The organism is Pelomonas cellulosilytica (assembly GCF_021353265.1).
In the GTDB taxonomy this organism is placed as follows: domain Bacteria; phylum Pseudomonadota; class Gammaproteobacteria; order Burkholderiales; family Burkholderiaceae_C; genus Pelomonas; species Pelomonas cellulosilytica.
Window position 1 is genome coordinate 113989 of the sequence record NZ_JAJTWU010000010.1, and the last position, 21235, is coordinate 135223.

Annotated in this window: 18 protein-coding genes; 8 read left to right on the plus strand and 10 right to left on the minus strand. The window is 68.7% G+C overall.

The features are described from left to right. The first annotated feature begins 8 nt into the window (after nt 1-8). From LXT13_RS23225 to LXT13_RS23235, 3 genes are read left to right on the plus strand one after another with little or no spacing between them, the layout of a single operon-like run. A complete protein-coding gene (locus LXT13_RS23225; protein ID WP_233374696.1) occupies nt 9-458 on the plus strand; it encodes a YciI family protein in 450 nt (149 codons plus the stop codon). Between the two features lie 57 nt (nt 459-515). Next, nucleotides 516-2228 (plus strand): Hsp70 family protein, encoded by a 1713-nt coding sequence (locus LXT13_RS23230; RefSeq protein ID WP_233374697.1) that lies wholly within the window; start codon nt 516-518, stop codon nt 2226-2228. A gap of 8 nt (nt 2229-2236) precedes the next feature. Next, on the plus strand, nt 2237-3916 hold the full coding sequence (locus tag LXT13_RS23235; protein ID WP_233374698.1) for a hypothetical protein: 1680 nt from the start codon (nt 2237-2239) through the stop codon (nt 3914-3916). Between the two features lie 3 nt (nt 3917-3919). Here LXT13_RS23235 and LXT13_RS23240 read toward each other — a convergent pair whose 3' ends face one another. The 5 genes from LXT13_RS23240 to LXT13_RS23260 all read right to left on the minus strand — a co-directional run bounded on the left by LXT13_RS23240 (nt 3920) and on the right by LXT13_RS23260 (nt 10541). Next, on the minus strand, nt 3920-5137 hold the full coding sequence (locus LXT13_RS23240; protein ID WP_233374699.1) for a 6-phosphofructokinase: 1218 nt from the start codon (nt 5135-5137) through the stop codon (nt 3920-3922). A gap of 86 nt (nt 5138-5223) precedes the next feature. Further along, nucleotides 5224-7440 carry a putative bifunctional diguanylate cyclase/phosphodiesterase gene (locus tag LXT13_RS23245; RefSeq protein ID WP_233374700.1) on the minus strand — a complete coding sequence of 739 codons (2217 nt, stop codon included), beginning with the start codon at nt 7438-7440 and terminating at the stop codon, nt 5224-5226. A 124-nt stretch (nt 7441-7564) separates the two neighbouring features. Beyond that, nucleotides 7565-9853: a YgiQ family radical SAM protein gene (locus LXT13_RS23250; protein ID WP_233374701.1), complete on the minus strand. Its 2289-nt coding sequence runs from the start codon at nt 9851-9853 to the stop codon at nt 7565-7567. A gap of 80 nt (nt 9854-9933) precedes the next feature. Further along, complete coding sequence (locus tag LXT13_RS23255; RefSeq protein WP_233374702.1) at nt 9934-10149, minus strand: cold-shock protein; 216 nt, start codon at nt 10147-10149, stop codon at nt 9934-9936. Nucleotides 10150-10286: 137 nt separating this feature from the next. Beyond that, on the minus strand, nt 10287-10541 hold the full coding sequence (locus LXT13_RS23260; protein WP_233374703.1) for a (2Fe-2S)-binding protein: 255 nt from the start codon (nt 10539-10541) through the stop codon (nt 10287-10289). A gap of 77 nt (nt 10542-10618) precedes the next feature. Between LXT13_RS23260 and bfr the strand changes: the two genes are divergently transcribed. Continuing rightward, complete coding sequence (bfr, locus tag LXT13_RS23265; protein ID WP_233374704.1) at nt 10619-11095, plus strand: bacterioferritin; 477 nt, start codon at nt 10619-10621, stop codon at nt 11093-11095. Between the two features lie 19 nt (nt 11096-11114). Here the strand turns inward: bfr and LXT13_RS23270 are convergent, their stop codons facing one another. Beyond that, nucleotides 11115-12170: a homocysteine S-methyltransferase family protein gene (locus LXT13_RS23270; protein ID WP_233374705.1), complete on the minus strand. Its 1056-nt coding sequence runs from the start codon at nt 12168-12170 to the stop codon at nt 11115-11117. Between the two features lie 55 nt (nt 12171-12225). Between LXT13_RS23270 and LXT13_RS23275 the strand changes: the two genes are divergently transcribed. From LXT13_RS23275 to LXT13_RS23285, 3 genes are all read left to right on the plus strand, one after another. Beyond that, nucleotides 12226-13809, plus strand: coding sequence for an ABC transporter substrate-binding protein (locus LXT13_RS23275; protein WP_233374706.1), 1584 nt, complete (start codon nt 12226-12228; stop codon nt 13807-13809). 100 nt (nt 13810-13909) lie between these two features. Then, a complete protein-coding gene (locus LXT13_RS23280) occupies nt 13910-14821 on the plus strand; it encodes a LysR family transcriptional regulator (RefSeq protein ID WP_233374707.1) in 912 nt (303 codons plus the stop codon). Then, a complete protein-coding gene (locus tag LXT13_RS23285; RefSeq protein WP_233374708.1) occupies nt 14818-15423 on the plus strand; it encodes a M15 family metallopeptidase in 606 nt (201 codons plus the stop codon). Before LXT13_RS23280 ends, LXT13_RS23285 begins: the two co-directional genes overlap by 4 nt. Here LXT13_RS23285 and LXT13_RS23290 read toward each other — a convergent pair. The 3 genes from LXT13_RS23290 to LXT13_RS23300 are packed head-to-tail and all read right to left on the minus strand — an operon-like array spanning nt 15395 to nt 17646. Beyond that, nucleotides 15395-15874: a GNAT family N-acetyltransferase gene (locus tag LXT13_RS23290; RefSeq protein ID WP_233374709.1), complete on the minus strand. Its 480-nt coding sequence runs from the start codon at nt 15872-15874 to the stop codon at nt 15395-15397. The genes LXT13_RS23285 and LXT13_RS23290 overlap by 29 nt on opposite strands. Nucleotides 15875-15903: 29 nt before the next feature. After that, nucleotides 15904-17364, minus strand: coding sequence for a C13 family peptidase (locus LXT13_RS23295; RefSeq protein WP_233374710.1), 1461 nt, complete (start codon nt 17362-17364; stop codon nt 15904-15906). Between the two features lie 48 nt (nt 17365-17412). Then, a complete protein-coding gene (locus LXT13_RS23300; protein WP_233374711.1) occupies nt 17413-17646 on the minus strand; it encodes a DUF1653 domain-containing protein in 234 nt (77 codons plus the stop codon). A 53-nt stretch (nt 17647-17699) separates the two neighbouring features. On the opposite strand from LXT13_RS23300, the gene LXT13_RS23305 reads away from it, so the two are divergent. After that, nucleotides 17700-18734 (plus strand): S66 peptidase family protein, encoded by a 1035-nt coding sequence (locus LXT13_RS23305; protein ID WP_233374712.1) that lies wholly within the window; start codon nt 17700-17702, stop codon nt 18732-18734. Nucleotides 18735-18751: 17 nt separating this feature from the next. Here the strand turns inward: LXT13_RS23305 and LXT13_RS23315 are convergent, their stop codons facing one another. Further along, entirely contained in the window at nt 18752-21028 is a 2277-nt protein-coding gene (locus LXT13_RS23315; RefSeq protein WP_349254860.1) for a DUF6445 family protein, read from the minus strand. Nucleotides 21029-21235 lie beyond the last annotated feature (207 nt).

The following is a 21235-nucleotide window of genomic DNA, read 5'->3' on the forward strand; positions in this document are numbered from 1 at the left end:
ACCACCCTATGAAGGCCATCGCCTGCCTGCTGACCCTGCTCTGCACTCTGGCCTCCCACGCGCAGGAGGCGCCGGCCTACGACGCTGCCAAGGCGCAAGCCTGGGGAGCCACCGGCACCGGCATGCGGGCTTACACCTTCGTACTGCTGAAGACCGGCCCGAAGCGCATGCCCGACGGAGCGGCGCGCGACGAGATGTTCAAGGGCCACTTCGCCAACATGGCGCGGCTGGCCAAAGAGGGGCTGCTCGTCTACGCGGGCCCGCTGGATGGCGTAGACGGCATGCGCGGGTTGTTCATCTTCGCCACGGCCGATCTCGACGCCGCCCGCCGAGCCGTCGACACCGACCCGGTCATCATCAACGGCGAAATGGTGGCCGAGCTGCACAAGCACTACGGGTCCGCTGCGCTGCTGGCCGTCAACGAATGGCACCCACGGCTGGTGAAGCCGCAGCCCTAGCAGTGCCCCCTCGGCGGGTGGGCTAAGCTGCCGCCCGTTTCCACAAGAGGCCTCTCCATGATCCTGGGCATCGACCTGGGCACCACGCACAGCGCGGCGGCCGTGTTCCGCGACGGCGCTCCGGTGCTGATCCCCAACGCCCACGGGGACTTCCTGACGCCTTCCGCCGTCAGCCTCGACGAGCAGGGCCACACGCTGGTGGGTCTAGCGGCCCGGGAGCGCGCCGGCCTGCACGCCGAGTCCACGGCGCTGGCCTTCAAGCGCTGGATGGGCAGCGACAAGCTCATCTCGCTGCGCACCGGTGCGCACAGCAAGCAGTTGCGCGCCGAGGAGCTGTCGGCGCTGGTGCTGCAGACGCTGAAGGCCGACGCGGAAGCCTTCCTCGGCGAGCCCGTCACCGAGGCCGTCATCACCGTGCCGGCCTACTTCAACGAGGCGCAGCGCCGCGCCACGCGCACGGCAGGCGAGATCGCCGGGCTGAAGGTCGAGCGCCTGCTGAACGAGCCCACCGCCGCGGGCCTGGCGTATGGCCTGCAGCAGCGGCCCGAGCACAGCAGCTTCCTCGTCTTCGACCTGGGCGGCGGCACGTTCGACGTGTCGGTGCTGGAGTATTTCGAGGGCGTCGTCGAGGTGCGGGCCAGCGCCGGCGACACGCGGCTGGGCGGCGAGGACTTCAGCCGAGTCATCGCCCAGCTCTTCGCCAGAAAGGCCGAGGGCCTGGCCGGCGACGACCGCGCCGCCTGGCTGGCCAGCGAGACGTGGTGGCGCCTGGCCGAGCAGGCCAAGCGCGACCTGGGCGAGCGCGACCATGCCGAGTTGCGCACCGTCTGGCGCGACCGGCCACTGACGGCGACGTTGACACGCGCCGACTTCGAGACAGCATCGGCCGAGCTGCTGCAGCGGCTACGCCGGCCCATAGAGCGTGCGCTGGCCGATGCGCAGCTGGACCCGGCCGGCCTCGCGGAGGTCGTGCTCGTCGGCGGTGCCACGCGCATGCCCATGGTCCGCCAGCTCGTCACACGGCTGTTCCAGCGGCTGCCGCTGCGCAACCTCGACCCCGACCTCGCCATCGCGATGGGCGCCGCCGTGCAGGCCGGCCTGAAGGCGCGCGACGCCGCGCTGGAAGATGTCGTGCTGACCGACGTGATGCCGTATTCGCTCGGCATCGTCGCGGCCAGCCAGGTGGCCGGTCGCATGGTGACGGACCGCTTCTCGCCCATCATCGAGCGCAACACGCCGGTGCCGGTGTCGCGCGTCGAGCGCTACCACACGGTGGCCGATGGGCAGAAGCAGATCCTCATCGACGTGCGCCAGGGCGAATCGCCCGTGGGCTCGGAAAACCTGAGCCTGGGCAAGCTGGAGATCGAGGTGCAGCCCGCCCCCGCCGGCCAGGCCGGTGTGGAGGTGCGTTTCACGTATGACGCCAACGGTCTGCTGGAGGTGGAAGCGCGCGAGACGCCCGGCGGCCAACGCCACGAGCTGGTCATCGAGAGCCAGGGCGCGCGCCTTAGCGCTGCCGAGATCGCCGCGACGCGAGAGCGGCTGCAGGCGCTGAAGCGCCACCCACGCGATGAGCAGGACAACCGCTACCTGATCGAACGCGCCAAGCGCCTGTTCGAAGACCGCCTGGGCAACGACCGCGTGATGCTGCAGGACTGGCTGGCGCAGTTCGAGGCCGTGCTGCAGACGCAGGACGCGCGCTCCATCCGCACCGCGCGCCAGCAGTTCAAGGACGCGCTGGACAGCATCGACAACACGTTCAAGTTCTGAGGCGCGGCATGTGGGACGAGGACTGGGCGCGGCTCGGCATCGAGCCGACGACCGAGCTGGCGGCAATCAAGAAGGCGTATGCGTTCAAGCTCAAGAGCACGCGCCCGGACGATGACGCCGAGGCGTACCAGGCGCTGCGCGGCGCATACGAGCGCGTGCAGCAGTGGCTGAAGTGGCAGCAGCTGGAGGCCTCGCAGCGAAGCGACACGCCCGCCGACACGCCGGCCAGCACTCCTGACGACACACCGCAACTGGCGGATCAGCCGGCCGAAGCGACAACTACCCGCGAGCCAGCGCCGCAGCCCATGCCGCCTGTGGCAGAAGAGGCTGCCGACGTGCTGCAGGCGCCGCGCGTGCAGCCCCTCGACCTCATCGACGAGCTGGAACTCCGCTGGCGCCGCGCGGGCGAGGCGGCGCTGTTGGACGCTTGGGCCGAGACCCGACGCGAACTGGATCAGCAGCCGCTGAACCGGCAGGCCGAGTTCTCGGCCGCCTTCGCGCAATGGGCGCTGGCGCTGCCGGCGTTGCCGGACGACTTCCTGAAGGCGCTGGATGCGCACTTCGGCTGGCTGCATGACTTCCGTACCGAACGGCTGCTGGGCGCCGAACTGGCGCAGGCCCTGCACGAGGCGCTGGACGAGCGGCTGCGGCCGCGGCCCATCGACCCGGCCGTGCGCGCCGTCGGCGCGCCGCTGCTGCGGCTGCAGGCCTGGCGGCAGGCTGGTGGCGGATGGCTGAAGCTGCAGTGGCTGTGGCTGCTGCTGCAGCCGGTGCTGGCACGCAACCAGGCGATGCTGGGCGCGCAATGGCTGCGCACGCTGGGGCTGGACCTGGAGGACCAGCGCTGGCTGCGCGACGGCGTCAAGCGCGGGCTGTGGCTGCGCGCAGGTGCCGCGGCGCTGGCCTATGTGGTTGTGGCGATGCCCGTGTTCGGCGACCCGGTCATCGCCATCGCGCATGGGCTGTTGTGGCTCGCCATGACGGTGCTGCTACTTGTGTTCGGCCTCGCCGGCGGGCGCGTGCTGGGGCTGCGGCTGGAGGCGATCACGCCATCGGCCCGCCGGCTGCCACTGCGCCTGCCGGTCTGGTGCCGGGACATCAACGGCGCCGCGCTGGGGCCGGTCTGGCTGCTGTTCGCCGCGGGGCTGTTCTACATCGATGCGCAGCCCGGCCCTCGCGCGAACGGTTCACTGCTGGCCCTGCTGCCCGACGCCGCCGTCACGTACGCCGCCTGGGCCTTCGCCCTCGGCGGCATCGCGATGGCCCGGCCGCGCCACGGCCTCGTCCATGGTGTCGTCATGGCGCTGGCGCCTCTGGTGGTCTATCTGGCCGTGCAGGTGCTGGGCGCGTGGTTGCCGCTTGAGGCCTGCATCGCCGTCGGCATCGCCTGGCTGCTGGCGGGTGCCGCCGCGCATGAAGAGCGCCTGGGTCGCCCGCCAGCCACCCCGCTGCAGTGGGTGCTGCGCCCCGTGCTCAACACGCTGGCGCTGGCCGACCGGTGGACGTACGGCGTCGCGATGACACCACCGGCGGTGGCGATGGCCTATGTGACGCTGGTCGACGGCGAGGTGCACCCGCTGCGGCTGTTCGCCTGCTGGGTGGTCGCCATCCTGGCGGTGGGCTGGCTGCAGTCCCGAGCCGATGCGCTGGGCCAGCGCCAGCTTCCCGAACTGGCCGAGACGTCGTGACCGTCAGCCGCGGTTGAGCACCTTGGGCACGGGGTTGGGCCGCAGCCGGAAAGCATCCGGCAGCTTTGAGCCCAGCAACGGCCTCAGGTAGAGCCGGAAGGCATCGGTCACGTCGGTGCCGGCCCCGTTGATGAACACGTCTTCCATCGTGCGCGTCTTGCCGGCCACGGCCGCCAGCGGCAGCAGCTCGTAGTCCACCGAGTAGTAGCCGACGCGCTTGATGGCCACGGACCCGTCCCGGTCGCCGTGGAAGGCGTATTGCACGGCCTTCTCGCCGACCTCGCGCGCCTCGCGCTGGTCAACGTCGCTCACGCAGCCCAGGAAGCTGCGCTGCAGATAGCCGAAGGTGTCGCCGCGCACGCGTTTGATGCCAAGCTTGGCCTTGATCTCCTCGCACAGCAGGTCGGCCAGCGCGCCGGTGCCGCTGAGCTGCACGTTGCCATGGGCGTCGCGCTCCAGGTCGCCGGCGAGCCTGGACAGCATGGGCGCGCCGCTGGCGTCATGGATGCCCTCGCTGACCGCGATGACGCAGCGGCCGTAGCGCTCGTGGGTGGCCTTCACGTCGCGCAGGAAGGTCTCGATGACGAAGTCGCGCTCGGGCAGGTAGATGAGGTGGGGGCCGTCGTCGTCAAACTTCTTGCCGAGTGCCGCAGCGGCCGTCAGGAAGCCGGCATGCCGGCCCATTACGACGCCGACATAGACGCCGGGCAACGCCGCGTTGTCGAGGTTGGCGCCGGCGAAGGCCTGGGCCACGAAGCGCGCGGCGGACGCATAGCCCGGCGTGTGGTCGTTGCCGACGAGGTCGTTGTCGATGGTCTTGGGGATGTGGATGCAGCGCAGCGGGTATCCCGCGGCCTGCGCCTCCTCGGACACGATGCGCACGGTGTCGGACGAGTCGTTGCCGCCGATGTAGAAAAAGTGCGTGATGCCATGCGCCTTCAGTACCGTGAAGATCTCGTGGCAGTAGGCGGCATCGGGCTTGTCGCGCGTGGAACCGAGCGCTGACGCGGGCGTGTTGGCCACCAGCTCCAGGTTGTGGCTGGTCTCCTGAGTCAGGTCGACGAAGTCCTCGTTGACGATGCCGCGCACGCCGTGCCGCGCGCCGTAGACCTTGCCGACACCGGGCTGCCGCCGCGCTTCCAGCACGACGCCGACGAGGCTCTGGTTGATGACGGCGGTGGGGCCGCCACCTTGGGCGACGAGGATCTTCGCGAGACTCATGAACGCTCCAGGGTCGACAGTGACGGGCCAGTTTAGGGGGGCCGGCACGCGGGGCGTCTAGGGGCTAATGCGGCGTCCGCGGCGGCTCAGGCCTGCAGCCATGCCTCCAGCTGCGCGGCCTCCATCGGCCGGGCGAACAACCAGCCCTGGCCCTCGTGGCAGCCAAGGCCGATGAGGTACTGGCGCTGCTCCTCGGTCTCTATGCCTTCGGCAATGACGGTCAGGCCCAGGCCGCGGCCGAGGTTAATGACCATCTGCGCGATGGTGGAGCCGGCCGTCGACGACTGAGCCTCCTGCACGAAGGCACGGTCGATCTTGAGCCGGTCCACCTGCAACTGGCGCAGTTGGCTCAACGACGAGAAGCCGGTGCCGAAGTCGTCGATGGCCACGCTCATGCCCAGCCGCTTGATGTCGGCCAGCACGCGCAGCACGAGGTCGGCGTCATCCATGGCCATGGACTCGGTGATCTCGAGCTCCAGGTTGCCGCCCTGCGCGCCGGTGTCGCGCAGCGCGCGGCCCAGCATGTCGATGAAGCCGGGATGCCGGAACTGCGCCATCGACACGTTGACTGCCATGCGGAAGCCGACATGCCCGAGCGCAACCATCTTGCGCAGTTGCATGCAGGCCGTGCGCATGACGAACTCGCCGATAGGGATGATGAGGCCGCTCTGCTCGGCCAGCGGGATGAACTGGTCCGGCGGGATGAAGCGTCCGTCGGACGTGCGCCAGCGCAGCAGCGCCTCGGCGCCGATGACGTGGCCGTCCGTCAACTCCACCTGCGGCTGGTAGACGACGAAGAGCTGGCTTTCCTCGAAGCCGGCACGCAGACCCTTGAGCAGCTTGAAGCGCTCGCGCGCGTCGTTGCCCATGGCCGCGGAGAAATATTGGGATGAGCCGCGCTGGTGCTGCTTGGCGCGCTTGAGTGCGATCTGCGCATCCAGCAGCAGCTCCGAGCCGATGGCCGTGGATTCGCCCAGCCGCACGAGGCCGGTCGTGGCCGACAGCTGCAACCGCTCGCCGGCAACGAGGAAAGGTTCGGCGAAAACGGCCTGCACGCTCTGCGGGCAGACCTGCACGTGCTCGCCCAGCACGCCGAACGTGTCGGCCCCCACGCGGGCCATGGCCGTGTTGAGCCCGAGCATCTCGCTCATGCGATGCACGACAGCCTGCAGCACCAGGTCACCGAAGTGGTGGCCGAAGGCGTCGTTGATGTCGGAGAAGTCGTCGATGTCGATCAGCGCGAGTGTGACGCCGGACGGGTCCTTCAGGTTCTTGTCGAGCAGCTCGACGAAGCGGTTGCGGTTGGGCAGGCGCAGCAGCGGGTCGTTGTAGGCCTGGTCGAGCAACTGGCTGTAGAGCAGCACGTTCTCGAAGCCGACGGCGATGTTGGAACAGAAGGCGCGCAGCAGCTGCTGGTCCAGCTCGTCGAGGTGGCGGCCGACGTCCACCAGCGCGGCCATCGCGCGGCCATTTCCCATGCCGAAGTACAGGACGGTGCCGTCTTCGTAGATGTTGCGCTGCTCGCGCAGGCAACGCTCCAGCCTCTCGCGCACCGAGGGGATCTTGACCTGCGTGAGCGGCCGGTCGATGAGGCTGCTGTACTGGCCCGCCGCTGCCACGATGCGGATCTCGTCGGGGGACTCGCCATTGAACTGCGCACAGACCAGGCCCTCGGGCAGGATGCCCAGCAATGCACACAGCTGCGTGACGACGCCTTCGGCGAACCGCGACAGCCCGCGCATGCGCGACAGCGCGGTGCTGCTCTCGACGATCATCTCCAGGCCGCGCCGGTTAGCCTCCAGCGCGCAGATCTGGCGGTAGGAGCGCACCGCCGCCGTCAGCACCGTGTAGAGCCGCGTCCGTGTCAGCTCGGACTTGGTCTTGTAGTCGTTGATGTCATAGGCCTGCACCGTCTCGATCTCGGGGGCGTACCCGGGCTGGCCGGTGCGCAGCACGATGCGCAGCGCCTGCAAACCCAGCTCCTCGCGGATGTGCCGGACGAGCTGCAGGCCGGCGTCCTCGCTCTCCATGACGACATCGAGCAGCACGACGGCCAGGTCGTCCTCGCTGGCCAACAGCTGCCGCGCCTGGGCTGCCGAGGCGGCATGCAGAAAGATGAGCGGCTGGCCCTCGACGGTGAGCCCCTGCATGGCCAGTTCGGTGGCCTTGTGCACGTCGCCATCGTCATCGACGATGAGGATGCGCCACGGCCGGTCATGGAGGCGGAGCTCCGACTCGGCGTGCTCGGGCTCGTCGATCAGTTCGAGCAGGTCATCGTCAACGGCGCGCGTTGTGGCTTGCATGAGGGCGGAGGCTCCAGGCACGGGCGGCGCGGACGCGACAGCCTCGTCGATCAGGACACGCTAGCGTAGTGCATCCGCAGGCGCACCGCCACGGCAATGGTGGTCAAAAGACCGTCAGTTCAGCTCATCGTTTTCCGGGTTTGCCCGGACGTGCCACGGCACTGCGAACACCGCCATGCACGCGGGGCGGCAGGCCGGTGTGCTGCGTGAGGACCTGGCCCTTGCGCGGGGCGGCCGTCTTCGTGGGTGCCGGCTTGGCCACGGTCGAGTTCTTGCGCCGCGCGCTCTCGTAGCTTCCGTCAGTCGCCGGCTGGTAGGTCGGGATCAGGTGGTGCTTGCCGTTGCCGATCAGGTCGGCACGGCCCATGGCCTTCAGCGCCTCGCGCAGCAGCGGCCAGTTGTTGGCATCGTGATAGCGCAGGAAGGCTTTGTGCAGCCGGCGGCGGCGTTCGCCACGCACGATATCGACTTTCTCGCCGCGGCTCTCGTCACGGCTGATGCCCTTGAGCGGGTTGCGGCCGGAGTGGTACATGGCCGTCGCCGTCGCCATGGGGCTGGGGTAGAAGGTCTGCACCTGGTCGGCGCGGAAGCCGTTCTTCTTCAGCCAGACGGCGAGGTTCATCATGTCCTCGTCGCTGGTGCCCGGGTGGGCGGCGATGAAGTACGGGATCAGGTACTGCTTCTTGCCGGCCGCAGCACTGGCCGCCTCGAACATCTGCTTGAAGCGATCGTACGTGCCGATGCCCGGCTTCATCATCTTGGACAGCGGCCCGCTCTCGGTGTGCTCGGGCGCAATCTTCAGGTAGCCGCCGACATGGTGCGTGACGAGCTCCTTGACGTACTCGGGCGACTGCACGGCCAGGTCATAGCGCAGGCCGGAGCCGATGAGGATCTTCTTGACGCCCGGCAGCGCACGCGCGCGGCGGTACATCTTGATCAGCGGATCGTGGCTGGTGTTCAGGTTCGGGCAGATGCCCGGGTAGACGCAGCTGGGCTTGCGGCAGGCGGCCTCGATCTCGGGGCTCTTGCAGCCGATGCGGTACATGTTGGCCGTCGGGCCGCCGAGGTCCGACACGATGCCGGTGAAGCCCTTGACCTTGTCGCGCATCTCCTCGATCTCGCGGATGACGGAGTCCTCCGAGCGGCTCTGGATGATGCGGCCCTCGTGCTCGGTGATGGAGCAGAAGGTGCAGCCGCCGAAGCAGCCACGCATGATGTTCACGCTGAAGCGGATCATCTCCCACGCGGGGATCTTGGTCGCGCCGTCGTGGCTGCCGTGCTCGTCCGCGTAGCTCGGATGCGGGCTGCGCGCATACGGCAGGTCGAAGACGTGGTCCATCTCCGGCGTGGACAGCGGGATGGGCGGCGGGTTGATCCAAAGGTCGCGCTCGATGCCGTTGAAGTCGTAGCGCTGCACCAGCGCGCGAGCGTTGCCGGGGTTGGTCTCCAGATGCAGCACGCGGTTGGCGTGGGCATAGAGCACCGGATCGCTCTTGACCTGCTCGTAGGCCGGTAGCCGCACCACCGTGCGCTCGCGCGGCGGCATGCTGATGCGGCCGGTCTTGTGCACCGTGATCGGCTTGGGCGCGTCGGGTTCGGTCTCGCAGGTTTCCTGCTTGATCTCCTGATACGGGCTGATCAACTCGTCGATGCGCCCGGGGCGGTCCACCTCGGTCGAGTCAAGCTCGAACCAGCCATCTGCACTCGGATCGTCGCTGCGGCGCATGAAGGCCGTGCCGCGGATGTCGGTCAAGGCCTCGACGGGCTCACGGCGGGCCAGCCGGTGCGCGATCTCGACGATGGCGCGTTCGGCATTGCCATAGACCAGCAGGTCGGCCTTGCTGTCCACCAGGACGGAGCGACGCACCTTGTCCTGCCAGTAGTCGTAGTGCGCGATGCGGCGCAGCGAGGCCTCGATGCCGCCGATGATGACAGGTACGTCCTTGAACGCCTCCTGACAGCGCTGCGTGTAGACCAGCGTCGCACGGTCGGGGCGCTTGCCGCCCTCGCCGCCAGGCGTGTAGGCGTCGTCGCTGCGGATCTTCCGGTCCGCCGTGTAGCGGTTGATCATCGAGTCCATGTTCCCGGCCGCGACGCCGAAAAACAGGTTGGGCTTGCCCAGCGCCTTGAAGGCGTCGGCGCTGTTCCAGTCGGGCTGCGCGATGATGCCCACGCGAAAGCCCTGCGCCTCCAGCGTGCGGCCGATGACGGCCATGCCGAAGCTCGGGTGGTCGACGTAGGCGTCGCCCGTGACGATGATGATGTCGCACGAGTCCCAGCCGAGCTGCTCCATCTCCTGCCGGCTCATCGGCAGGAAGGGCGCGGGACCGAAGCGCTTGGCCCAGAACGGGCGATAGCCGGTCAGGGGTTTGGCGGCCGAGGCCTTGGGCGGGGTGACGGACAGCGCGGACATAGCCTTCAATTGTCGTGGGAGCGCCCCTGAAAAGCACAAAGCCCGCTCAATGAGCGGGCCATGCATCGGGGCAATGTGATTTACAGCGCGCGGATGTTCGCGGCCTGCAGACCTTTGGGGCCCTGCTTCACTTCGAACTCGACCTGGGCGCCTTCGGCCAACGTGCGGAAGCCGCCGTTGTTCTTGATTTCGCTGTGGTGAGCAAAGAGGTCCTTGCCGCCGTCGGCGGGGGTGATGAAGCCGAAGCCCTTGCCGTCGTCAAACCACTTGACGATGCCGGTCTGCTGGGTGCTCATGAAATTTCCTTCAGTTGTCGTGCAATGCGGCCCGCCGCGAGCGGCTGCAAAGACACAACGACTTCGGGCTAGGGACCAGCAAAAAAACGGCGCCACTCCTGGCGCCGGATTGCATTCTAGCGGCCTGCCCCGCAGGCTCAGGCGGCCATCAGCGCCTTGGCGGCGACGGCCATGCCGCGCGCCACCGGCGCGCCGCCTTCCACACGGCTTTCGTCGAACACCGCGCAGGCGCAGGCGTGGCAGGCGCCGCAGGCCGTGGCCACGCGCAGGTCATCCTGCAGCGTTTCAAAGTCCGGGCAGCCGGACGCCGCCGCAATGGCGATGTCCCGGTCGGAGACGCGATGGCAGACACAAACAATCATGGAAAGAAGAATAATGCGAATCGCTCTCATTTGCAAATAGACTGGTTTTGCCGGAGGGCATTCCCTGCCGATACTCCGGGAAGTTGTCACAAACCCAGGAGGACTCCATGAAGGGCGACCCACAGGTCATTGCTCATCTCAACCAGCAGCTGAAGCTGGAACTGACCGCCATCAACCAGTACTTCCTGCATGCCCGCATGCTGAAGAACTGGGGCCTCAACAAGATGGCCAAGCACGAGTACGAGGAGTCCATCGAAGAGATGAAGCACGCCGACAAGCTCATCGAGCGCGTGCTGACGCTGGACGGCCTGCCCAACCTGCAGGACCTGGGCAAGCTGCTGATCGGCGAGAACGCCGTCGAGACGATGAGCTGCGACCTGCAGGTGGAGAAGGCCTCACAGGTGCACCTGAAAGAGGCCATCGCCTACTGCGAGGGCGTGCGCGACTACGTGTCCCGCGAGCTGTTCGTCGAGATCCTCGACGACACGGAGGAACACATCGACCACCTGGAGACGCAGCTGGAGCTGGTCAACAAGGTGGGCGAGCAGAACTACCTGCAGAGCCAAATGGGCGATCTGAGCTGACCCCAGCTCAAGCTGTCCGTCAGGCAGCGTCCAGCATCGCGCTGAAGAACTTCTCGCCGCTGACGCGCGGCCGGTAGGCCGACACGGCCTTGGCGATGGCAGCGATGTGGTCGGGCGTCGTGCCACAGCAGCCGCCGGCGATGTTCAGGAAGCCGGCCTGCGCGAACTCGCCCACGAGGCGCGCTGTCACGTCCGGCGTCTCGTCGAAGCCGGTGTCGCTCATCGGGTTGGGCAGGCCGGCGTTGGGGTAGCAGCTGACCGCCACGTCGCCCGCCACCTTGCTCAGCTCCTCGATGTAGGGCCGCATCAGCGTGGCGCCCAACGCGCAGTTCAGGCCGATGGCAATGGGCCGGGCGTGTCGCACCGAATGCCAGAAGGCCGTGACCGTCTGGCCGGACAGGATGCGGCCAGACGCGTCCGTCACCGTGCCGGAGATGATGACCGGCAGCCGCTCGCCGGTGTCTTCCATCAGCTCGTCGAGCGCAAAGATGGCAGCCTTGGCGTTCAACGTGTCGAAGATCGTCTCGACGAGGAAGACATCGGCGCCGCCGTCCAGCAGCCCCTTGGCCTGCTCGTAGTAAGCGGCGCGCAGCGTGTCGAAGTCGATGTTGCGGGCACCCGGGTCGTTCACGTCAGGGCTGATGGACGCCGTGCGCGGCGTCGGGCCGAGCGCGCCGGCCACGTAGCGTGGCTTGTCGGGCGTCGCGTACTTGTCGCAGGCGGCGCGCGCGATCTGCGCGGCCACGAGGTTCAGTTCGTAGGCGAGCTCGGGCAAACCGTAATCCTCCTGCGCGACGGACGTGGCGCCGAAGGTGTTGGTCTCGATGAGGTCGGCCCCGGCCGCCAGGTACTGCTCGTGGATCTCGCGGATCACGTCGGGCCGCGTGAACAGCAGCAGCTCGTTGTTGCCCTTCAGGTCGGTCGGGTGATCCTTGAAGCGCTCTCCGCGGTAGTCTGACTCGGTCAGCTTGTAGCGCTGGATCATCGTGCCCATCGCGCCGTCGAGCACGGCGATGCGTTGCTGGAGCAGGGCCGGCAGGCCGGCGGCGCGGGTGTAGGCGATGGGCTTCATCATGCTATTTTCGCAGGGCGAACCGGTGTCCCTCAAAGCGTCCGGGACAATGGCCCCCATGACGACCTCCCGCCTCGCCCTGGCGGCGCTTCTGGCCCTCGCCGCGCCGACGGCCGCGCTGGCCCAGGGCAAGCCGCTGATCTACTGCGCAGACGCCAGCCCCGAGGGTTTCGACCCCGGCATGTGGGACAGCGCCAGCACCAACACTGTCAGCTACCAGCTGTTCGACGGGCTGTTGGGCTTCAGGCGGCCGACGACGGAACTCGCGCCCAAGCTCGCGACGAGCTGGGAGATCTCGCCGGACGCGAAGAGCTTCACCTTCCACCTGCGCGAGGGTGTGAAATTCCACACCACGCCGTGGTTCACGCCGACGCGGGACTTCAACGCCGACGATGTGATCTTCACGTTCCAGCGCTTCATCGATCCGAACGCTGACTTCAACAAGGCCTTCCCGGTCAACTTCGTCTACCCCAACAACCTGGGACTGGCCAGGCTGATTGCCGGTATCGACCGGCTGGACGACCACACCGTCCGCTTCCGGTTGCACCAGCCCAACGTCACCTTCCTCGCCAACTTCGCGTTCGCCTGGGCCGGCATCCAGTCGGCCGAGTACGCCGCGCAGCTGTTGAAGGGCGGCAAGGCCAGCCAGATCAACGTGAAGCCGGTCGGCGCCGGACCCTACCAGTTCAAGAGCTATGCGAAGGACGACGTCCTGCGCATGCGGCCGCACCCTGGCTACTGGGGCGGCAGGCAACTGAACTCGGCGCTGGTGTTCAGCATCAGCCGCGAACCCAACGTGCGCGTGCAGAAGGTGGCCGTGGGCGAATGCCAGGTGGCCGCCGCGCTGCGCGACGTCGACGTGGGCGTGCTGACCGGCAACCCCAACGTGCGCATCGACAAGATCCAGGCGCTGAACATCTCTTACCTGAGCTTCAACCTGAAGAAGCCGCCCACCGACCGGCGAGAGGTCCGCGAGGCGCTGGACATCGCCATCGACCGCAATGCCATCTTCAAGGCGCTGTTCCCGCGTGGCGATGCCACGCAGGCCGTGAGCGCCTTCCCGCCGTCGGTCCCCGGCTACAACAAGGCGCTGAAGAACGAGTTCGACCCGGCACGTGCCAAGGCCTTGCTGGCGCAAGCCGGCTACCCCAACGGCTTCGACATCGACCTCTGGGCCCTGCCCGTCGCCCGGCCCACCAACCCCAACGGCCAGCTGATGGCCCAGCTCATCCAGCAGGACTGGGCACGCATCGGCGTGCGGGCCCACATCAAGACCTACGAGTGGGGCGAATACCTCAAGCGCGCCAACAACGGCGAGCACAACGTCTACATGAGCGGCTGGAGCGGCGACACCGGCGACGCGGACGACTTCCTGACGCCCAATCTCAGCTGCGCCGCCAACAAGACCGGCGTGAAGTTCTGCAACGCCGAGTTCGACAAGCTTATCGACGAGGCCCGCGCGACGCCCGATCAGGCCCGGCGCATCGCCCTTTATGAACAGGCGCAGGCCATCTTCAAGCGCGAGCGGCCGTGGATCACGATGGCGCACTCGACCGTCTACATCCCGGTGCGCAAGGACGTTGTCGGGTTCAAGATGGCGCCGAACGGCAGCGTCGACTTCGAGGGCGTGTACAGAAAATGACCCTGATGGCCATCGTGCATGCATGGGCCGAGCGCCGGGCCGCCCCAAGCCGGCCCCTCGGGGGGCAGACCAGCGCTCACACCGGGCCGGGGGCTGACAGGTGCGTCTGAGGCACATCGAGGTCTTCCACGCCATCATGCAGGCCGGCAGCATCAGCGGCGCGGCGCAGTTGCTGCACATCTCGCAGCCCGCCGTGACCAAGGTGCTGCAGCACGCCGAGCTGCAACTGGGTATGCCGCTGTTCGACCGTGTGCGCGGCAAGCTCTATCCGACGCCCGAGGCGCAGCGGCTGTTTGTCGAGGTCGACAAGCTCACGCGCGATCTCGTCGGCATCCGGCGCCTGGCGGCCAACCTGAAGAGCGGCGAGAGCGAGCATGTGCGGCTCGTCGCCACGCCGGCTGTCGCAATGGCGCTGCTGCCAGCGGCGATGACACCCTGGTGCGCGGCCCACCCCAAGGCGCGCTGCTCGCTGGCCACGCACCACACGCGCGAGATTGTCTCTGCGCTGCTGCTGGGCGATGCCGACCTGGCGCTGTCGCTGCAGGACCCGCGCCACCCCGGCATCAAGACCGAAATCATCGCCAGCGGCGCGATGGTGGCGCTGTGCCCGCTCGGCAGCCCCGAGGGCCGCGCCATCGGGCCCCTGCGGCTGACCGACCTGCGCAGCGAAGTCATCGGCCTGCCGCCCGACGACCCGCTGGCCGGCCTGCTGCACCATGCCGCCGAATCGCTCGACGATGGAGACGCCGCTCCGCTCGCCGGCCGCCTCACCGTGCAAACCTACCAGCTCGCCCGCGGGCTGGCCGAGGCGGGCGTGGGCGTCGCGCTGGTGGACCCTTTCACCGCCGCCAGTGCCGACCCGGCACGCGTCCGACTGCGCCCGCTGGAGCCGACGCTGACCGTGCACCTCCACCTGCTCACCGCCGCCAGCGCCCCGCTCGCGCAGGCGGCGCGCCGCCTCGTCAAATGCCTGCAGACGGCGGCACAGGCCCACCTCGCCCAATTGCCATGATCGCCATCGAGGACATCGCCGCTCACCCCGACTTTCGCCACCTCGCCAGCCTGCCACATGGCATCGACATCGACCTGCGCTACGCCACCGCCGACAACTTCGTCGGCCATCCTGTCTATGCCGGCATCGACTGCGCCTGGCTGCGTCGCGAGGCCGCCGCCGCGCTTGAGCAGGCTGCCGCGTGGCTGCAGGACCGCCGCCCCGGCTACCGCCTGCGCGTGCTCGATGCCCTGCGCCCGCAGCGCGTGCAGCAGCGCCTGTGGGACGAACTGCAGGGCACACCGCTGACGCTGTACCTCGCCCACCCGGACCGCGGCTCCATCCACAGCTTCGGCATGGCGGTGGACCTGACACTGCTGGACCCGCAGGGCCGCGAGGTCGACATGGGCAGCGGCTTCGACGAGATGACGCTGGCCAGCCACCCCGACCACGAGGCCGAGCACCTGGCGCTGGGCGTGCTGACCGCACAGCAGCTCGTAGAACGCGGCTGGCTGCGCGCGGCGATGCGCGAGGCGGGCTTCCACGGCATCGCCACCGAGTGGTGGCACTTCGACTTCGGCGACCGCGTGGCGGTCAGGCGGGACTTGCCGCGGGTGGTGTGAGGCGCAGCGGCTTCTGCATGAAGACGCTCAGCGGGTGGTCCGGATAGCTGCCGTAGGGGCCACGCCGTTCGAAGCCGCAGGCCGCGTACAGGCCCAGCGCCTCGGTCTGGTGGGGGCCGGTCTCCAGCATCAGCCACCGGCAACCACGCGACGTGGCCGCGGCTTCAAGCGCGAGCAGCAGCCGTCGGCCCAAGCCCCGGCCTCGGGCAGCCGGGCTGACGAACATGCGCTTCAGTTCCCCGAACTTTTCGCCAACGACGACCGCGCCGCAGGCCGCGGCGCGACCATGTTCGTCGCGCGCCACGGCAAACAGCACGTCCGGGTGGCACAGCGCAGCGAGGTCCAGCGCATAGCGGGCCTCAGGCGGATAGAGGGTGTCCTGATAGGCGTCAAGCTCGGCGATGAGCGCGACGACGTCCGGCTGGTCCGGCGATTCGAAGGCGATGTCCATCGAGCTCAGCATGCCACGTGCAAGGCGGCTCAAAGCGTGTCGAGCTGCTGCTGCAGGCGATCCAGCACGCGATGGACGCCAGCACCTTCACTGATCTGCGGATTCGAATAGCCGTCGCTCTTGCCCGCCGCTTTCTCGCGCTGGTCGATGAGCAACCGCGCCTTCGCATGCGCCTCGGTGAAGGACCGCGTCTCGCGCAGCGCGTCCACATACATCGCACGGCCGAAAAAGGTCAACTCCGAGCGCTTGCCGCAGCCATAGGACGTGTGGTCGGCATCCGCGGCCGTCATCACCAGCGTGCCGTCGCCGGCCAGCGGCGCGATCCAGCTGCCGGAGTAGCAAGCCGACACCGAGATCACGCGCCAGCGCACGCCCGCCTCGTCCAGCCACTGCTTGAGCTGGGCCGGCGTGACGGGTTCGGTCCTCAGCGGCTCCGTGTCGTTGGCCAGGTGGCCATCGCGCCCGCCGTGCGACGTGAGGTGCAGGAGCAGCACGTCGCGGTCGCGGTCCATCACCGCCGCCATGCGGGCGATCGTCGCTCGCAGGTGGGCCGGCGTGGCCCAGGGCAGCGTGTCGGTCGTCGCGCGGTTGGCTACCAGCTGCACCGTGCGCCCGCCCGCGCCGAAGCGCTCTCGCATCGTGGCGGCCACGGCCGCGCTCTCGCGCATGAACACGTTCTCCGACGCATTGGGCGCATAGGTCACCGCGTAGACGTTGACTCGGCCCCGCTGCGGCGGCTTCAGGTCACGCAGCGCCGTGGCGAGCAGCTCGGCCTGGCGCACGATGGTGTCGTCGGTGAGTGGCAGGCCGGTGTCGGACTCGTCGTCTGCCCCGGCCTGCGCGTCGGCGGCGGGCCTGGCCGGCGGCTCGGGCCACCAGAACACCACCGGCGCGAGCAGCCCGCCCACCGCCAACGGCACGACCATCAGCAGCGTCGTCGCGACCCGCGTCAAACCCGGCCCGGCCACACGCCCCAGCAGCACGGATTGCGCCACCCACGCCCAGCCGAATGCGGCACCCCAGGTGGCCCAGCTTGCCGTGGTGGGCCACTCCTGCACCGGTCCGACGGACAGCCGCAGTACGCCCCACAGCGCCGATTGCGCCACCGTCAGCACGAGGCTCGCCGCCATGGACACCGCCAGCAGCGTGCCGGCCCGCTCCGCCGCGCCGCAAGCCCGCGCCGCCAGCCAGCACAGCCACGCCGTCCAGGCCAAGCCCAGCCACCCGCTGAGGATGCCGTTCCACAGGAAGCGCGGCTCGCCGCCCATCAGGCTGCGCTGCATGACCAGCGCCAGCGCATAGCCGGCGAGCACCAGCCACGCCAGCATCCACGGCGTGGCGGCAAGCCCAGCCCAGCGCGGCGGCTGCAAGACCAGCACACGGGCGCCCTCGCGCAGCCACGCCACGCCGCCGCGGTCAACCTGCGCGGGCACCGGCTCACCGGCCTGCTCGTCCGCCGGCAGCGGCGTTGCGGCCTCTTCTGCTTCCATCGGTTGGTCCTCCCGCGGCCATGCTAGCCGCGGCTCAGGCAGCGGCCGCTAGGCGATGCGCTCGAACCGCTGGCGCTGCACGCCGTGCACGACTACGGTGCCGGTGAACATCTCGTAAGGCCGCACCCACCAGCCGCTGTCGTTGTAGAGCGGCCGGTAGACGACGACCGGCTCCAGCGTCTCGCTGTGGCGGGCGACGGCGATTACGTCGTAGTCGCCGCCCTTGTAGTGGCGGTAGTGGCCGGGGGCCAACGGCGGAAGGGTGGGGAGATCGGCATCCATGCACGCATTGGACCTCAGCGACACTGCCCCGACTCACCTCGCCCCATGCTGCCATGACGACCTCCCGCCGCCACCTGCTGCAACTCGGCACCGCCGCGAGCCTGCTGTCCGCGCCCGCCGCCCGAGCCGCAACGCCCGGCACGCTGCTGGCGCCGCGGCTGCGCCCCGGCGACACGCTGGGCCTCGTCAGTCCGGCCAATGCGACCTTCGAGCGCGAGCCGCTGCAGATGGCCGTCGAGGCACTGCAGGCGCTGGGCTTCAAGGTCAAGCCGGGCGCCCATGTCGCCGCGCGGCGCGGGCCGTTCGCGGGCACCGACGCCGAGCGGGCGGCCGACATCAACGCGATGTTCGCGGACGATGGCGTCTCGGGGCTCATCGCGTTGACCGGCGGCTCGGGCTGCAACCGCATCGTCGACAAGCTCGACTACGAGCTCATCCGCCGCCGACCGAAGTTCTTCGGCGGCTTCAGCGACCTGACCAGCCTCGTCAACGCCATCCACCGCCAGACAGGGCTTGTCACCTTCCACTGCCCGGTGGCCGGCTCGGAATGGAACGACTACTCCGTGCAGAGCTTCAAGGCCGTCGCGATGAACGCCGAGGCCGCCATGCTTCGCAACCCCACGCCGGCGACCGGTGACGACCTCGTACAGCGTGAGGAGCGCATCACGACGCTGTGCGCCGGCCGGGCACGCGGCCGGCTGGTGGGCGGCAACCTGACCGTCCTGGCGTCATTGGCGGGCTCGGCGTACTTCCCCGACTGCCGCAGCGCGATCCTTTTCCTGGAGGACATCAACGAGTACATCTACCGCATCGACCGCTGCCTCTCGACGCTGCGGTTGGCCGGCGCCCTGGGGTCGCTGGCCGGCGTCGTGCTGGGCCGCTTCACAAAGTGCGAGCCGGGCGACGGCTATGGCAGCCTGACGCTGGACGAGGTGTTCGACGACTACTTCGGCCCGCTGGGCGTGCCGGTGTTCCGCGGCGCGGCCATCGGCCACATCCGGCGCAAGCTGACCGTGCCGGTGGGCGCCATCGCGGAGATGGACGCGGACGCCGGCACGATCCGGCTGCTGGGCGCCGCCGTGGCGTGACCGGCCAGCGCAACGACTCAGACGTTGCGGTGCTTGAAGAAGGCGTTCATCGTCAGCCGGCCGTCGCCCGACAGGTAGCGCTCGGGCTGCCAGCAGATGTGGCCGGAGTGCTCGATGCCGCCGTCGTAGAAGATCGCACGGTTCCAGCGCGCGGGCACATGGCCGATGCGCCGGAAGTACCGGTTGCCTTCGGTCATGTAGCCGGGCCCGATGCCGTATCTGGAGGCGAAGCCCGGGTCGTCGAGGGCGCCGGCGTCGCGGCGGAACTGCGCCAGCTCGGTCGGGCTCATCAGCGGCTGGAAGAACACGGTGCCGCCAAGCGCCTCGTCGTGGAAGAGGTAGTGCACGAGCGCCGATACCGAGTGGCCGGGCTCCACGCCGGTGTCGTCGCGGTGGCACACGCGCTGGCGCGCGTCCAGCCGGGCCGGGTCGGTCGTCACGCGTGAGAAGCGGGCGTACATGCCGACCGGATGCCGCGCCCCCAGGAACTCCCGACAGTGCTGCTGGAAGTGGTCGTCGATCTGCTGAGCCAGGCCGTCGGGTAACAACAGCTGCGGGCCGGGATAGGGATGGCCCCTGGGCGCATCGAACGCGGACGCGTGCGCCCGCGCCAGCGCCACCAGGTCCTCGGGGTTGTCGAGGAAGTCGTCGATGACGAAGACGCGTTCGCCGGTGTCGAACTTGACGGTCTCGACGCGCGCGGCGAGGTTGAACCGCAGCGACATTCCTGGTGCGCTGGCCGCGACCGGAGCGTTAGGCCGCGGCATCGGCGCATCGCGCTGCGGCTCGGCCTTGCAGTACCGGTCGATGAAGGCCTGGTGCCGGGGCAGCTTGATGAGCTTGCGGGCCACGTCCTTGCGCACCTCGCCGAGGAAGTCCGACAGCGCCGCGTCGCTCATGTTGCGCGTGATCGGATGGTGGGCCTGGGGCGTGATGCCCTGGCCCATCATGACCTGCACCCAGGAGTTCTCGCCAAACAGTTCGCCCGGCCGGTTGACGAGCCGGCCCGTGTCACGGAACTGGTCGATGCGGTGCTGGAGGCTCGCGGGGACGTCCATCTCGCGGCAGGTGTTCCAGAAGGTACTGTCGCTGCGGTTCGTCACCTTGTAGTGCAGGATGATGAAGTCGCGGATGTCCTCGATGACGTAGCGCGCCTGCTGGTTGTATTCGTCGATGTCGCTCTGGCTGATGCCGTTGCAGGGAAAGAGTTCGACGAGGCGCAACGCGCCCTTCTGGATCAGATGGATGCTGGTCGATTCAAGCGGCTCCAGGAAGCCGCTGGACAGACCGATGGCCACGCAGTTGCCGCGCCAGACGTCCTCGCGCTGGCCGGGCGTGAAGCGGATGAAGCGCGGCTCGCGCAGGACCTCGCCCTGCACATTGGCCAGCAGCGCGGCCTTGGCGTCGTCCGGCGAGAGGTGCTTGCTGCTGAATACCAGACCGTTGCCGACGCGGTGCTGCAGCGGGATGCGCCACTGCCAGCCCCAAGGGTGGGCGATGGAGCGCGTGTACGGGACCGGCTCGCCGACGGCCGCGGTCTGCACCGCGACCGCGGTGTCGCACGGCAGCCAGTGGTGCCAGTCCTCGTACCGGACGCCCAGCGTCTCGCCGAGCAGCAGGCTGCGGATTCCGGTGCAGTCGACGAACAAGTCGCCCTCGATCAGGGTGCCGTTCTCCATCGCGAGGCCCGTGATGAAGCCGCTGGACGGGTCGGTGCGGACCTGGCCGATCTTGCCCTCGATGCGCTGCACGCCGAGTGCCTCCGAGTACCGACGCAGGAAGCGCGCGTAGAGCGTGGCGTCGAAGTGATAGGCGTAGCTGACGAGGCTGCGATCACGGTCGGTCGCGAAGCGCTCGGCAAGGCCGGCGCGCAGTTCCAGGCAGTAGTCGCCGTAGTCGCTGGCCAGCCCGCGGCGCCTGCCCTCCAGCCAGAAGTGCTGGAAGCCGGCGGACCAATGCGACTGGCCGGTCTTGCCGAACGAGTGGAAGTAGTGCTCGTTGACGTTGCGCCAGTTCTCGAAATGGATGCCCAGCTTGAACGTGGCCTGCGTGGCGCGGAGGAACTCCGGCTCCTCGATCTCCAGCACATCGTGCAGCAGCATCAGCAGCGGGATGGTGGCTTCACCGACGCCGACGGTGCCGATCTCCTCGGACTCGACAAGCCGGATGTCGACCTGCCGGCCCAGGCATTTGGCGAGGACCGCCGCGGTGATCCAGCCCGCGGTGCCGCCGCCAGCAATGACGACGCGCCTGACTGGCGTGCCAGGGAGCTTGGAGGGCTGGGCAGCTTGCATGGGCGGGCAGGCGTCTGACGATGGGGCGTTCGAGTAGAACGGATCGGAGAAATCTCGAGTTGCTCCTGGTCAAAGAGCCTTGCTCGCCGCACGCAGGTGCGGGTGCGCGATTTGCCGAATAGGTCTCCCCCAAAAGCAAAACCGGCCGCGAACGGCCGGTTTTGCAGGAGAGCCGCTGGGCGACTATGGGCCGCAGGCGCCCCGCTC